We start from the raw sequence: 13,614 nt of genomic DNA on the forward strand, positions 1-13,614 counted from the left end.
TTAATGAGAGGTGGTCTCATTTGATAGGGTGGCGGGGGATTTGTTTGGAGAGCAGCCCTGCCGGGCATGTCATGGGTTTGACCGGCGCGTCAGCCCAGTCGCAACACCATCGCCCCGCCGGCAATGATGCACGCGGCCATGATCCGGCGGCGGGTCAGCTGTTCTTTGAGCACCAGTGCCGAGATCACCACGCCAAACAGAATCGACGTTTCCCTGAGCGCCGAAACCGTGGCGATCGGTGCCGCCGTCATTGCCCAAAGCGCCAGGCCGTAGGACACGACGGTGCCGAAGCCGCCGATAACGCCAGGACGCCAGTGGCGCGCCAGATAGCGCCAGAACTCCCGCCGCCTGACGGCACATGCCCATAGGGCAAGCGCGATGCCGGTGAGCAGGAATATCCACAGCGTATAGGCCGCAGGCGCGCCGGATTTGCGCACACCCACACCGTCGATAAGGGTGTAGCCGGCAATGACTGCCGCGTTGACCAGCGCCAGGAGCAGCCCTTTTCGCTGACCGATGCCGGGGGTTGCAGCCATGCTCAAAATGCCGATGCAGATGATGGCAATGCCAAGCCAGGCGAAGGAGGACAAGGATTCGGACAACAGCCCTACGCTCGCTGTCGCCACCAGCAACGGCGCGGTGCCGCGCATGATCGGGTAGGTCTGGCTCATGTCGGCAATGCGGTAAGTCGAGGCGACCAGCACGAAATACACCACCTGCAAAATCACCGACGCGCCGATGAAGGGCCAACTTTCCTTGGATGGCAGTTCCAGAAACGGAATGACCGCCGATGCGATCAGTGATGCGATCGACGCGATCATGCAGGTGGTCAGCAGCTTGTTGTCACCGCCCTTGACCACGGCATTCCAAGTGGCGTGCAACGCAGCGCCCAGCATGATGATTGCGAACACATCAAGGCTCATGAAGGGACGTCCTATTGGCTAAGTTCTGTATCCAGGAGGGGCGCTGCGAGTATGCCCCAGGCACTTTCTTCAAGGCATAAAAAAACGGTCTACCTTTCGGTAAGCCGTTATCAGTACTGGGTTACGCGTCAATTGAGGGCAAATGCTGTTCGATTACGCCTGGCTACCCCATGCCCGGATATGTTTTAACGCCAGGCGTTCTTCTTCGTCTTCGCTGATGCGAACTCCTTTAAGAGCGCAATCGGCTTGATTTTTCCAGTGAGTGACCGTCGAGTCGGTGGCGCGAAGATGAGACAGTGCACCGGTGCATGCCGACAGTGGTGCGCGGCAGCTCGGTGCTCAATGTCTGCTCGATCGATTGTTGGCTCGGGGCTAGACAAACATGTTGTCTTCCTACTCAGAACACCTGCAACAGTCGAACGTTGATGCGGGCGCTTTCCTTGAAGCCATTTTCCACCTCAAGGTCGCGCCCAAGGGCTACTAGCAGTTGCGTCTTCGGGCGGATGAAGTAACTGCCACCCACGCTGATTTTTCGTTGCCGGGCTTCGTCGTTGCTGTCAACGCCATTGACCCGGGTCTCACCGCCCCAGGTCTGCGACAGGCCGACGAAAGCGTTGGCTCCGGGCGTGAACTGGTAACGCAAATATCCCTGCCCCTGGTAGAGCTGTTTCTGCTTGAGCGTGTCGCCGGCAGCGCCATAGTTGTCGTTCTTGCCGTGGAACATGACGTCGCCGGTCAAATCGACATACCAATTGTCGGTCAGCCCTTTGACGAAACCTACCTGTAAATCAAACTTCCAGCGGTTTTCACCCAGATTGAGCGGGCGGTCGTGGCTATAGCTACCCGTTGGAAGGTAAAGATAGGGCGCTATGGCTAGATAGGTGCGAGACGCTGAGTCGTTGATCAACCAGACTGGTGCGGCCAGGATGACGTCACCTACCCCGCTGGTCTTGCCCAGTGCACTCGTGTCGCGCCCGGCATCCAGCCGGCCAAACGGTACCAGGATCTGGGGGCCTACCGTCAGCCCGCCAATCGTGGTGTAGTGCACCAGCCTCCCGATACCGACATCCGAGACCAGCCGAGGATCCCGCGCCGTCTGCCGTCCCTGAGCATAGAGTTTGTCGCGCTTGGCATGCTGCAGGTACAGCAACCCCGCTGTCGTACCCTCCGGCGCCGGGACGAAATCACCGATGTCCACATCGATGGCCCGGGCGGTCATCGGTACCATCGTGACCATCGGTAGACAGGCCAAGGCCAATACCTTGTTCATGCAGCTCAGGGGCGAGTGGGTACCGGCCTTTGACACGTGGCCGGTCCTGCGGGCGACGCTGGAGAATGCTTGGGTCATTACGGAAGTCCTCTCTCGAGTAGTCATCTGTCATTGATCGGTCGGCGAAATGCGGCGACACAGGACAACGCGGTAGTGCGCATGACAAAGATAGGGGGGGAGCGCCCCAAGTCGCTTTGTTGGGGCGGTCATTCGTTGTGCTGGGAAGGACAGCTGCTCGGCGCTTACGCCTCGTGGCACGGGGGCCGCTTCAACTGCGTGCCTCTGCGCAGGCCATGGCGTCGTAGGCCGGCGAGCGCAGCAGGGCATGGAGTTGCCGGCGGCGGACCCCCATGTTGCCGCCGTCGTACAGGGGAAAACACAGCGCGTCCTGCATCAGGCCGGCCAACGGGTAGAGGTCGGTGTAGGCATCGACACCGACAACGCGCATGGCATCGTAGACAGCCTGAACGCACAGTTCCGAACAGTGCACCTTGGTGATGATGGCCAGTTCGCGGCTGCGTCCCTGGGTGATATCGAGCTGGTGACAGGCTTTCCAGGTCAGGTAGCGCGCAGCCTCGATGCGCATCTTGATGTCGGCCATCATGAAGCCAACGTTCTGGTGCTCAATCACAGGCACCGTGCCGGAGCGTTTGTCGGTGCGGGCAAACTTCAACGCGACGTCGAAGGCCGCGCGCATCACACCTACGCAGGCCGCGCCGATAAGAGCCGCAGTCCAGGAGAAGGCATCTTCCACCATGGCAATGCCATCGCCCGGCTTGCCCACAATATTGGCCGCCGGCACGCGCACATTGTTGAAATGGATGCGCGGCGAGATCGTCGCGCGATGGCCGACGGTATCGAGAAAGCCCGCGATCTCGATGCCCTGAGCGCTGCCGGGCACCATGATGACTGCCAGCGATTGCTGTGGCGGCAGGGCCGCATCGGTGCGGCATATGACGCTGTACAGGTGCGCGCCCTTGCCGTCCCAACCGGTACCGTTGGTGGTGTAGTGCTTTGCGCCGTTGATGACCCATTCGTCGCCTTCGAGGCGGGCGAATGTCTGTACGCCGGCGGAGGGGTCAGGGCTGTCGTAGTTCGCGCCTCCGGTGACCTCAGTGAAGGCCAGGGCGGCCAGGCGCGAGCCATCTTCGACGAAGTCCGGCAGGAAGCGGCGTTTCTGCTCCTCGGTGCCGTGGTGCAGCACCGCGTGCAAACCCAGGCCGGTGCCCAGTAAGGCCGAAGGCAAGTTGACGTCGGCGGCGGCGAGTTCTTCGGCAGCCAACGCAAAATCCAGCGTGGTCAGGGCGCTGCCGCCGAACGAGGCTGGCAGCAACGCCTTGATGAAGCCGGCGTCGACCATTGCATCGTAGAACGGCCGCGTGGCGTAGAACCGGTCTTCCGGTCGCGCGATTGGGGCGATGGTGGAGGCGACCTTGCTGAGGACTTCGACGGCGAAGGTTCGCGCGCTTGCCTGTAAAGCCTTCTGTGATTCGGTGAGCTGGAAATCGATAGCCATGGGAAGCGACCTTTCTTGCGGTGGGTTAGGTAACGGACAACCCATCGTAGGCAGCCGGACTGCCTCGGTCTCGCTGGAGCGTGCAACCCCAGTTGACGATTTGCGCAAGGGCGCAGGGCTTTCCCGACTGAGGTTGTGCCTTCTGCAGAAAGAGCCTGTAGCGGGTGAATGCCCCCTTGGTTCTGGCGCGGACTTTGCGTCTTTCTGCCGCAGGTCACATGGGGTCAGTCCTGCGCCTGATTATCCGGCGAAAAACTGCACCGACATGACACATTCGCATTCCCGCCGTGCACCGCGCAGGAACAAACGAAAATGCCGTGCCAGGGCGCCTGCAGCCCATCAACCGGCGACTTGCCTTTGCGTGCAAGACCAGTTGACGATCTGTGCAACAGGAGGAACACATGACACGTCTGAGCGGCCTGCAATACCGTGACATTGGCTCAGAAATTAGTCGCTGGCTTGCGCTCGTGATGATTGTCTTTTGCGCCACTGAGGGGTGACCGCAGGATGCAAATCTGGACTACCGAAGCGTGCGTGGAGCGCGAAAGATTCAGCTACTGGCGTGAGGTCCTCTGCGAAGCCTTCGTCTCGCTCAATCCCATCCTCAAGCAAGAGCATGCAGGATCGGACTTCACGGGCGAGGTGAGCTCCCGGCCCCTCTCCATGAGCGCGCAGACCCGCGTGTTTTCCCGTGCGCAGTTCGTCCAACGACGCTGGGATGAAATCCGCCGCAACCCGGTCGAGTTCTGTTTCGCGAACTTCCAGTTGGAAGGGTCATGCGTGGTGCGTCAGGATGGGCAGGAGACACTGGTGTTGCCCGGTGACTTCTCCGTCGTGGACTCCACGCGTCCCTACTTTCTCGATTTCAGGGAAGATTGGCGAGTGCTGTCATTCCGTATACCCAGGGAGCAACTGGTGTCCAGGCTCGCGGCACCGCGCCAGGCGACAGCGCGCTGCGTCAGTGGACAAGCGGGACTTGGATTGGTCGCGGCTCGCTTCGCCCGTTCGCTTGAACAGATGGACGCCAGCGTCGGCATACAGGCGCAGCATGGGCTCAGCGCCGCGCTCAATGGCGTCATCGCCATCGCGTTGGGCGCCACGCTGGAGGCGCAGGAGCAGGACCGGGTACCGGTGCGGACAGCCTTCCGCCAGGCGGTCGAAACTTATATAGCCGATCATTTATCTGAACCCGGGCTCGGGCCGGACCTGCTTGCGGCGCGATTCAAAGTCTCGCGCCGGACACTCTATGGCCTGTTCGAGGAGGAGCCATTTTCTGTCAGTGGCCTGATTCGGGAGCTGCGCTTGCGGCACAGCGCTCGCGATCTCTGCAGTTCCGGCCATCCTGGCGTATTCGCCGTAGCGCTGCGCTGGGGCTTTAACGATGCTTCGCATTTCTCCCGGTTGTTCAAGCAGCGGTTCGGGATCTCCCCACGCGGACTCGCAGCCAGCGTAGAAGGTGAAGTCAAACCAGGAACGAACAGTTGTGGATCGGTCCAGAATCTTCTTTGATGCCCCGAGCATTGCGGTCTTCGAATGCCCGGGGACAGTCTGACCTGGACTGGCGTCTCTCGACTCAGGCGGCCTGGTACAGACGACGCTCGACCAGCCTGCTATTGCGCAGGTGATGCGTTGCCTTCGCTCCGGCCAGCACGGCCAGGTCCAACAGCGGTTCGAGGATGACGACGGTCATATAGGCACTGCCGAAGGTCAGGACTGACAGTGCGTTCTCTGCCGTGAAGCCCTTCCCGTAGAAGGCCCAGAAGGCAACCCAGGCGACGATGCCTGACTGGAAGGCCGTCGACAGGCCCAGTGCCTGGCGATAGCTCAGATCAACATAGGGCGTGTTTGGCGCGATGATACGCCGCGCCAGGGCAGCAACTGCTAACAGCGGTACCAAAAGGGTGGTGACGTTCATGCCGTACTGCGGCAGGTCGAATGGGGCGAAGAACAGACCCTGGATTAACAGCCCCAAAGCGAGACCTACTGCTGCAGGTGCTGCACCGAACAACAGGAACAGCGTCGAGCCGAGTATGAGATGCACCTCCGAGACGCCAACCGGATGATGGGGTAGCAGTTCAAAGAAGCCAAACACCAGCGCCGTGGCGGCGGCGGCGCGAACTACCAGCGAGACGGCACCTCGTTCACCAATGGCGTCCGCAACGAGTTTGACGGTGTAGGTGCCGACGCTTGCGGCGGTAACATAGCTCAGCCAGAGTTTTCCGGCTTCCACGAGGCCAGGTTCGATATGCATGACGATGACTCCTTGGCCGCCTCTGCGGCTTGCTAGGTAAAAAAGGACAACAAAAAACTGCTCTGCCCTCAGTTAGAGGCTCGGCTGATTGCCACGGGCTTGCGAAGCGGCAGATGCTCAGAGGTGTGCCCGTGGGCCGGCGGACAACTTGCGTTGAGCAAAACCACCGGTTGTCCATGGGGAGTATTCAGGTAGGCCTGCCTCCATTCCTCGCCCCGCTGGAAGATGTCCTCCATCCCGGTCAGGCCGAGGGTGGTGACCATTCTTTCCATGGCCGTGATCCATTGCCGGTAATAGGCGTCATTGACGCTTTCTCCGGGTTGCGCCGGGGCAGCCTTGATCTCTTCGCTGAATACCTGCACCCAGTCCTTCCAGGGGAACACGCCGGCTTGGTGCAAGTGCACCAGCAGGGAAAAAGCCTGAGCCTGCCAAGGCTTGTCGAACACCGGGCCTTCATCGTCGAGAGGGAGGCCGACGGCCTTGTAGTCGTGGTGCATGCTCGTGTTCATACGGCCTCCAGGTAGTTGTCCCATAGGTCGATGCACACACTGTCGGGTCGCCGTACTCCCCACAGCTCTTCGGCACTGAAGCGTACGGCATAGACCTGCTGCGGCTGTTCGCCCAAACCATGGGCCATCGTGTCCGGGGTAGCGAACGCGCCATGTGCAATTACGATGGTGCCGACCTTACCGCGCGCGTAGCGTGGCAGCCGGGTGTGATTGGTTGGGTTGAGGCACTTCGTTCGCACCCGGTCACCGACTCGGAATTGGCCGGGGACATCTTCTTTTGCCCGCGACGAGGCGCCGCCGAGCACTACGGCGTCGACGATGTCCGGAGTTAAAACCGTGACGGGCTGTGTCGGTGGGGTTGGTTTGGCCGTACCCTGCAGTTCGGCGGCGCTGATGACACCCTTTTCTGTCAGCAGGGTCTCGAAGGCGTGCAGCCAGTGCTCGTAGTAGCTCGACTGCAGGTATTCGGCCGGCTTCATGCGTTCGATCGCGTGACGGAATTCGTCGACGTTGAAGTACCCGCCGACGAAGAGCGAGGCGAAGAGCGGAAAAACTCTGCGCTCCCAATCATGATGGAAGATGGGTTCGTGCTCTTCCGTGAGCACTGGGCCGAAGCCATGCATGCCGCCCAGGTCGTGTATACCATTCATGGGTTTTCTCCTTCTCAGGTTCAGGCTACTTGATCTGGTTTCTTAGGCAGTCCGGTGCCGATCATGGCGTCGCGAGTCACGAGTTCGACCAGTTGTTCCTCGTTCCAGCCATCAGTACCCGCCGGACGTTCCGGCAATACCAGATAGCGCAGCTCAGCGCTGCTGTCCCAGACGCGAACTTCCTTGTCATCAGGGATCGTCAGACCGAACTCCGCCAGCACGCCGCGCGGGTCAATGACTATCCTCGAGCGATAAGGTGCGGACTTGTACCAGACCGGTGGCAGGCCCAGGGTCGGCCACGGGTAGCAGGAGCACAGTGTGCATACCGTCACGTTGTGCACGGTCTGGCTGTTCTCCACTACCACCATGTCTTCACCCTGAACACCAGAAAAGCCCAGCTCGGCGATGGCTGCGGTGCCATCTTCCAGCAGCCTGTGTTTGTACAGGGGGTCGAACCAGGCTTTCGCTATCACCTGGGCGCCGTTTCTCGGGCCGACCTTGTGTTGGTAGGTGTCCACCAAAGCATCCATGGCTACGGGATCGACCAGCCCCTTTTCCGTCAGCAGGGACTCGAGCGCTTTGACGCGTAGCGCTATGGCCTCCGGTGGCTCAGTGTGGTCGTGATCATGATGATGTTCGTGCGTATGGCTCATGTCTTTGCCCCCTCTGAAGTTGATGAAATCGCTCCCTGCATTACTTGCCGATGGAGAACCGTTCGCCATGCGTCGAAAGCGGTCCCAGGGATATCGGTACACTCATCGGTTGTTTCCTGATCTGCTTATACGGATGAAGAGCAACGTTCGACGCACAACGTTTTTGAGCCGGCGGTGGAGCAGGCTTACAGCGTTCGCCAATCGACAGAAGCCTCGGATGCGGCGCTGTCATTGTGCTGAGCAATTAAAATAATTGGGGGGCCACGCTGTTGCTTGGTCGAACAGGACAACTACTTGTTTGAGCAGGACAGCTACCTGCTTGAGAAGGAACGTCTATCTGTTTCTGACTCAGAGTGGAAAGCGTGTTGAGTGCACCAACACCATTGACCTGCCACTGCACCTTGAAGGCTTCAATATTCAGGTCCTCGACGAGTGCAGCAATACCAGTATCCGGCGCCAGATAATCAAGTGGGCCGAGCGATGCTGCACATGAAGCCCGCGCGTCGAGGTCCTGGTGTTTTGTGACATCGGCCGCCAACCATTGAAGTTGATCCTCGAGTCGTCATTGCAATTGCTCCGGTCGCTCCCTGCGGGCCATGGCCAGGACGGCAAGCGTGTTCCTGAATTTGCTCATTAAGATTCCTGACAGTCTTGGCAGGTTGATAATGATCTTCAAGAAGTGTCCTCTGCCGACAGCTTTTTTGCAGGTTACTTCCCTCGTTTCGGCCAAATTACCCCAACGCTTTTCATTCCTTTGGCGGGGTCCATTTCGGGGTGTGCGAGTACAACGTCGCGGTAGGAGGGGCTCCCAATCACGGCTGGTTTGAACTTGACCAGAAAATCATTGACCTCTTTGCGCAGATCCGGTGCCAGATCGTAGTCGTTGTAGCATTCCTCAAGACAATCGAGCACAGCTTGCCAGTGCACCTCGGTAAGACCCATTCCGCGATGCGCGGTGACCATGTCCCTACCTCTGTATTTGGCGCTGCCACCCCAGTGTTCAGAAAGGAAGTCGACAAAATTGATGTGTTCCTTCTGGAATGTTGATTCGGACATGTGGGCCCAGATGTGGCCGATAGCGGGATGCCCCATGGTCTTCCGCAAAACTGCACCTGCGAACTGATAAATAACGTCGTAACCCCCAAGACGCGTATAGAGGGAGGGCTGTTGTTCCATGGAGGGTTGCTGGTCGGTCATGATGCGGTTTCTCCGTTTCGGCTGGGGACGATCTTATTCGCTGAATGTCGCGTTCCACGCGGTTGATAAGGGGCGCGAGAGCTTGCGACGGATCCAAATTAGATCTGCTGTCGAGTGCACGCTTTGCTGGCAAGGACAATCGTTTGGTCTAGAGGGACAACGGCTTAGAAAGCCGTGCTTACAGCAGGCGCAGAATGCCGACATCGGAACTGGTCTTGCGGCCATGGGAGTAGATATTGCCCGTTGCTGGGAGCTCCTTTATTTCTGTCTCAAACGGACGGTCGCTGTTCTAGATCCCCGTGGAGGTTGGTGTTTTACGATTGGTACCATTCCATCGGCGTTGCAGCACCAAGGTCCCGAGTTGCAATAGATAAGTGGCAAACTCTTCGGGGGCCATGTCCCATCTCTGTAAAAACCAGGATGAATCGGATAGTCGCTGCTGTTCTCGTAGATGCATGAGACACCTCGTCATTTGTGTTTGTAGGGACACGGCATGGAGTGAAAATTATCTAGGGGAGATGAAGCGCGCTTGGCTCGAATGGACAACCGTTTGGTTAAAAAGGACAGGTATAAATGTTCGGCATACCAATGCGCAGCGATGGTGTGGGGGGAGGAGGCGAGGCGCCCTGGGAAGTCGCATGGGGAGTGTTTAGACGGGTCTATCTACATACATTCCAGCCAAGTGTTCAGCAAGTAAGCGCCCGGCGAAGTCACCTACCCGATGCGGACAGTATCGCGAGTAGCCGGAAGGATCAGGTGACGCTGCCGCTTACATCCGGTGATTTTCCAGTAAGAAGTCCACGAACAGCCGCACCCGCGCTGGCATCGCCGATCCACCTACAAACACCGCATGAATCGGCTCTTGGTCGCCAGGGTTCCAGGCTTCCAGCAGCGGTATCAGGTCGCCACGCTGCAGATCTTCGCCCACGCTGAACTCGCCGATACGCGCAATGCCGGCACCTACTCGCGCGAGTTGTGCCAGCGCTTCACCACTGCTGCATTCGATGTTGCCACTGACCTTCAGGGAAAACTCTATTCCGTCGCGGGTGAACGGCCAGTTGGGTTCGGCACGCCGGAAGTTGAAGCGCAGGCAGTTATGCCGTAGCAGGTCTTCCGGTTCGCGAGGGATGCCGTGGCGTTGCAGGTATTCGGGCGAGGCCACCACTACCTGGCCGGTGTCGCCGATCCTGCGCGCGGTCAGCGGGCTGTCGGGCAGATGGCCAAAACGTACCGCCACATCGGCCTGGCCGCCGAGAATGTCGACCACTTCGTCGCCGAGGGTGAGGTCGACCAAGATGTTCGGATGGCGGGCGCTGAATGCCGCCACCAAGGGGACGATGGCCAGCCGGCCGTGGCCAAGGGCGGCGCTGACCCGCAATCGGCCCCTGGGTACGCCCTGGTCGGCGATGGCTTCTTCCACCTCGGCCATATCGGCCAGGATACGCCGGGCGCCGCGCAGGAAAGCCTCGCCCTCGGCAGTGAAGCTGATCGCTCGGGTGGTGCGCAACAGCAGCCGGGTGCCAAGGCGCTGTTCGGTACGCGCGATGATCCGGCTGACCGCCGAGGGTGTAAGCCCTAATGCACGCGCGGCAGCCGATAGGCTGCCTTCCTGCGCCACGGTGGCGAACACGAGCATGTCACCGGATCTGCCGTTGAAGTCCATTTGTGCTCCTTGCGCATAGGTGATTGCCAGAAATGCTATCTACCGCCTTAAAACGCTGGATCGTAGCATTGGCGGCATAGATAAGGAGCCTTCCATGCGTATCAATCCACCACTTGTCGCACTCGCCATAGGTGCCTTTGGCATCGGTGTTACCGAGTTCGCCCCCATGGGCATGTTGCCGGGCATCGCCGAGGATCTCGGCGTTTCCATTCCCGCCGCAGGCCTGTTAGTCAGTGCTTACGCCATGGGTGTACTGCTCGGCGCGCCACTGATGACCCTGACCACCGGCAGGATTCCCCGGCGCTATCTGCTGATCGGACTCATGGCGATTTTCACCCTGGGTAATCTGATGTCAGCCCTGGCGACCGATTACTACAGCCTCATGATCGCCAGGGTGGTGACCTCACTGAACCACGGTGCGTTCTTTGGCGTTGGCTCTATCGTTGCCGCCAGCGTGGTCGCCCCTGAGAAGCGTGCCGGGGCGGTCGCGGCAATGTTTATGGGCCTCACCCTGGCAACCATCGGCGGTGTGCCGCTGGCCGCCTGGTTTGGCGAACTGTTCGGCTGGCGCACAGCATTCTGGGGTATTACCGGCCTCGGTGTGGTGGCTATGGCCGCGTTGTGGTTCGCCCTGCCCAACCTGAAGGCGCCGCCAAGCGTTGGTGTAATGGCTGAAATTCGGGTACTGGGCCGTGGCCCGGTGCTGGGCGCGTTGGCCCTCACGGTAGTCGGCTCGGGCGCAATGTTTACCGTCTTCACCTACATCGCGCCGATCCTCAGCAGCGAGACCCATGCGTCCACTGCCTACATCACCGCCATGCTGGTACTGTTCGGTGTGGGGTTGACCCTGGGCAACATGTGGGGCGGCAAGGCCGCTGATCGCTCGATAGATCGCACCCTGATCGTTTCGCTGAGCGTGCTGATTCTCGTGTTGCTGGCGTTTACGGTACTGATGCGTTGGCCGCTGCCGGCGGCCGTTGCCATCCTGATATGGGGTATCGCCAGTTTCGCCCTGGTGCCGCCGCTGCAGATGCGCGTCATGGAAGCTGCCAAGGAGGCGCCCAATCTGGCCTCGGCGGTGAACATCGGTGCGTTTAACTTCGGCAATGCGATTGGTGCGGCGCTGGGCGGCGCGGTGATCAATGCCGGGCTAGGTTATCCGGCGATTTCCCTGGCCGGAGCGGCGGTGGCGGGGCTAGGGCTGCTGATGGTGTTGGCGTTTGCGTGGCGTTCCAGAAAGATTGCAACTGCGGTGGTGTGACCTTGATGTGAGCGCCAGTCGCTTAGTTGCTCCGTGACTTTCATCGTGTTTTGGGCATGACCACAGTGGATTGGCTGAATCGCCGATCAACACGCGCCTTGCTGCCCACGGGAACACTTAGAATGGAGCCTGATATGGCGGTTGGAGAGTAGCCTAAGGCCCGCGTTAAGACCCCTCATCTTCCTTCCTTGACACCTCATTAATGAGCACCGGGAAGTGTTGGGCTTCGTGTTACACCGCTCGAAAAATATACGTGCTTAGGGTCGTATTTCCCATCACCGGTACCTGCCGATAAATTTCAGGTTTGATCTAGATGCATGCTCTAGTTCGCGGTATGCCCCGGCCTCAGGCTCCAGGCTGGAAAGTGTCGTGTCAGCGAGAGGGCGTCGTTTGATATCCGTGCGTTCCATCCTTGTATGCCTTCAGCTCAATTTTTATTGAAGCATGCATGGGGGCATACAGGATGTGAAGGATTCGGGTGGATCAGCTTGGACATTCAGAAACAAGAAAGCCCGCACTAGGCGGGCTTCTTGAGGTGATTCATAGACTGCTGTAGACATCTATGGATCGGTACTTGGTGGCTACACAGGGACTTGAACCCCGGACCCCAGCATTATGAATGCTATGCTCTAACCAACTGAGCTATGTAGCCAAGTGGCGCGCATTATTCGCGTAGAACGGGAATGCGTCAAGCATTTATTTTGAGTTTTTATCTACGCTTTCAATTGTTTATCGGAAACGCGCGACTTGGGCGACGAGTGGTTGCTGATTCGCGTCTGCTGTGAAGTGACCCCCATGACGTCAAGCAATTCCTCGACTGCCGGGCAAACCAGCTCGTTGACCCTGCTGGCAGTTGGGCTGATGTTCGGTCGTGGCGGGATCAGTGCGGCGCTGTCAGGACTATTGCTGATCTTCCTGGCACGCACGAAAAAGGTCTGATTCGGTTGGGCAGATATCCCTGTCGCCCAACGCTTGGCCAGTCAGCCGGATTTACGATTGAAACGGGTTCTGGGTGGTGCGCTTGAGCTGTTCGCGCGCTCGCGACAGTCGTGAGCGAACGGTGCCGATAGGGATGTCCAATACGTCGGCTGTGTCCTGGTAGCTGCCGTCGGTTTCCAGCGAGGCGTACATCGTCCTGCGCATTTCCGCCGGCAGGTGGTCAATGGCGCTCAGGGTATTCTCAAGGCGGCGGTTGATCTCAAATTCCCAATCCAGGTTGTTGTTTTCTTCCTGTCCATGCCACAACGACTCATCAAATTCGCAATGCACGGGTTTGGCATACATGCGCCTGAAGTGGTTGCGAATCAGGTTCTGTGCGATGCCGCACATCCAGGTGCTGAGCGAGGCGTTGCCGCAGAAACGCTCGCGGTTGCGCCAGGCTTCCAGGTACGTCAGTTGCAGAAGATCATCCGCATCTTCCGGGTTGAGTACGCGTTTGTGAATGAAGCGCCTGAGCTTTTTCTGCTGGTCGTCTGTCAGGTGATGCATGAATTGAGGCGAGCTGCCAACGAGGTGAGCTAAAGCTTCAATGGGGAGATTCATGTTTTTTTTCCTTAGGGTAGACGCAGTCGAGCGGGTGTCGACAGGTCCCTTTAGCACTCCCTGTGCCAATCGGAAAAAAATCGTAACTTTATGATTTATATATATAAATATTCTGAATCAATGGTTTTTTTTGCAATGATTTGCACGGAGCGCTGAAGGCTTTTGCAAGTTTTATCAAA

At 58.9% G+C, this 13,614-nt stretch carries 14 protein-coding genes and 1 tRNA gene; 3 read left to right on the plus strand and 12 right to left on the minus strand.

The genetic code is table 11. From position 1 onward, the window contains the following. Nucleotides 1-89: 89 nt before the first annotated feature. From M2397_RS00180 to M2397_RS00190, 3 genes are all read right to left on the minus strand, one after another. Entirely contained in the window at nt 90-923 is an 834-nt protein-coding gene (locus M2397_RS00180) for an EamA family transporter (protein ID WP_131700432.1), read from the minus strand. Between the two features lie 397 nt (nt 924-1,320). After that, nucleotides 1,321-2,271 carry a transporter gene (locus tag M2397_RS00185; RefSeq protein WP_131700431.1) on the minus strand — a complete coding sequence of 317 codons (951 nt, stop codon included), beginning with the start codon at nt 2,269-2,271 and terminating at the stop codon, nt 1,321-1,323. Between the two features lie 190 nt (nt 2,272-2,461). Then, complete coding sequence (locus M2397_RS00190; RefSeq protein ID WP_259242115.1) at nt 2,462-3,709, minus strand: acyl-CoA dehydrogenase family protein; 1,248 nt, start codon at nt 3,707-3,709, stop codon at nt 2,462-2,464. Nucleotides 3,710-4,216: 507 nt separating this feature from the next. Between M2397_RS00190 and M2397_RS00195 the strand changes: the two genes are divergently transcribed. Continuing rightward, nucleotides 4,217-5,218: a helix-turn-helix domain-containing protein gene (locus M2397_RS00195; RefSeq protein WP_259242116.1), complete on the plus strand. Its 1,002-nt coding sequence runs from the start codon at nt 4,217-4,219 to the stop codon at nt 5,216-5,218. A gap of 64 nt (nt 5,219-5,282) precedes the next feature. On the opposite strand, the gene M2397_RS00200 is transcribed toward M2397_RS00195, so the two are convergent. The 7 genes from M2397_RS00200 to M2397_RS00230 all read right to left on the minus strand — a co-directional run bounded on the left by M2397_RS00200 (nt 5,283) and on the right by M2397_RS00230 (nt 10,632). After that, a complete protein-coding gene (locus M2397_RS00200) occupies nt 5,283-5,960 on the minus strand; it encodes an energy-coupling factor ABC transporter permease (protein WP_131700428.1) in 678 nt (225 codons plus the stop codon). A 68-nt stretch (nt 5,961-6,028) separates the two neighbouring features. Beyond that, the gene (locus M2397_RS00205) at nt 6,029-6,469 is read right to left on the minus strand and encodes a nitrile hydratase accessory protein (RefSeq protein WP_259242117.1); all 441 of its coding nucleotides are present in this window, start codon (nt 6,467-6,469) and stop codon (nt 6,029-6,031) included. Further along, nucleotides 6,466-7,119 carry a nitrile hydratase subunit beta gene (gene nthB / locus M2397_RS00210; protein ID WP_065924014.1) on the minus strand — a complete coding sequence of 218 codons (654 nt, stop codon included), beginning with the start codon at nt 7,117-7,119 and terminating at the stop codon, nt 6,466-6,468. Before nthB ends, M2397_RS00205 begins: the two co-directional genes overlap by 4 nt. Before the next feature lie 20 nt (nt 7,120-7,139). Continuing rightward, entirely contained in the window at nt 7,140-7,772 is a 633-nt protein-coding gene (gene nthA, locus M2397_RS00215) for a nitrile hydratase subunit alpha (protein WP_131700426.1), read from the minus strand. Nucleotides 7,773-8,016: 244 nt separating this feature from the next. Beyond that, nucleotides 8,017-8,310, minus strand: a complete 294-nt coding sequence (locus tag M2397_RS00220) for a hypothetical protein (RefSeq protein ID WP_184837963.1) — start codon at nt 8,308-8,310, stop codon at nt 8,017-8,019. 170 nt (nt 8,311-8,480) lie between these two features. Further along, nucleotides 8,481-8,969 (minus strand): group 1 truncated hemoglobin, encoded by a 489-nt coding sequence (locus M2397_RS00225; protein ID WP_131700425.1) that lies wholly within the window; start codon nt 8,967-8,969, stop codon nt 8,481-8,483. Nucleotides 8,970-9,738: 769 nt separating this feature from the next. Further along, entirely contained in the window at nt 9,739-10,632 is an 894-nt protein-coding gene (locus M2397_RS00230; RefSeq protein ID WP_259242118.1) for a LysR family transcriptional regulator, read from the minus strand. A 94-nt stretch (nt 10,633-10,726) separates the two neighbouring features. Here M2397_RS00230 and M2397_RS00235 point away from each other — a divergent pair, with 94 nt between their 5' ends. Continuing rightward, nucleotides 10,727-11,893 carry an MFS transporter gene (locus M2397_RS00235; protein ID WP_259242119.1) on the plus strand — a complete coding sequence of 389 codons (1,167 nt, stop codon included), beginning with the start codon at nt 10,727-10,729 and terminating at the stop codon, nt 11,891-11,893. Between the two features lie 575 nt (nt 11,894-12,468). Here M2397_RS00235 and M2397_RS00240 read toward each other — a convergent pair. Beyond that, a tRNA-Met gene (locus M2397_RS00240) sits at nt 12,469-12,545 on the minus strand. Nucleotides 12,546-12,688: 143 nt separating this feature from the next. Between M2397_RS00240 and M2397_RS00245 the strand changes: the two genes are divergently transcribed. Continuing rightward, nucleotides 12,689-12,832, plus strand: a complete 144-nt coding sequence (locus M2397_RS00245; protein WP_259242120.1) for a hypothetical protein — start codon at nt 12,689-12,691, stop codon at nt 12,830-12,832. A gap of 51 nt (nt 12,833-12,883) precedes the next feature. Here the strand turns inward: M2397_RS00245 and M2397_RS00250 are convergent, their stop codons facing one another. Next, complete coding sequence (locus M2397_RS00250) at nt 12,884-13,435, minus strand: RNA polymerase sigma factor (RefSeq protein WP_131700422.1); 552 nt, start codon at nt 13,433-13,435, stop codon at nt 12,884-12,886. Nucleotides 13,436-13,614: the final 179 nt, after the last annotated feature.

Source organism: Pseudomonas sp. BIGb0381 (assembly GCF_024809815.1).
In the GTDB taxonomy this organism is placed as follows: Bacteria; Pseudomonadota; Gammaproteobacteria; order Pseudomonadales; family Pseudomonadaceae; genus Aquipseudomonas.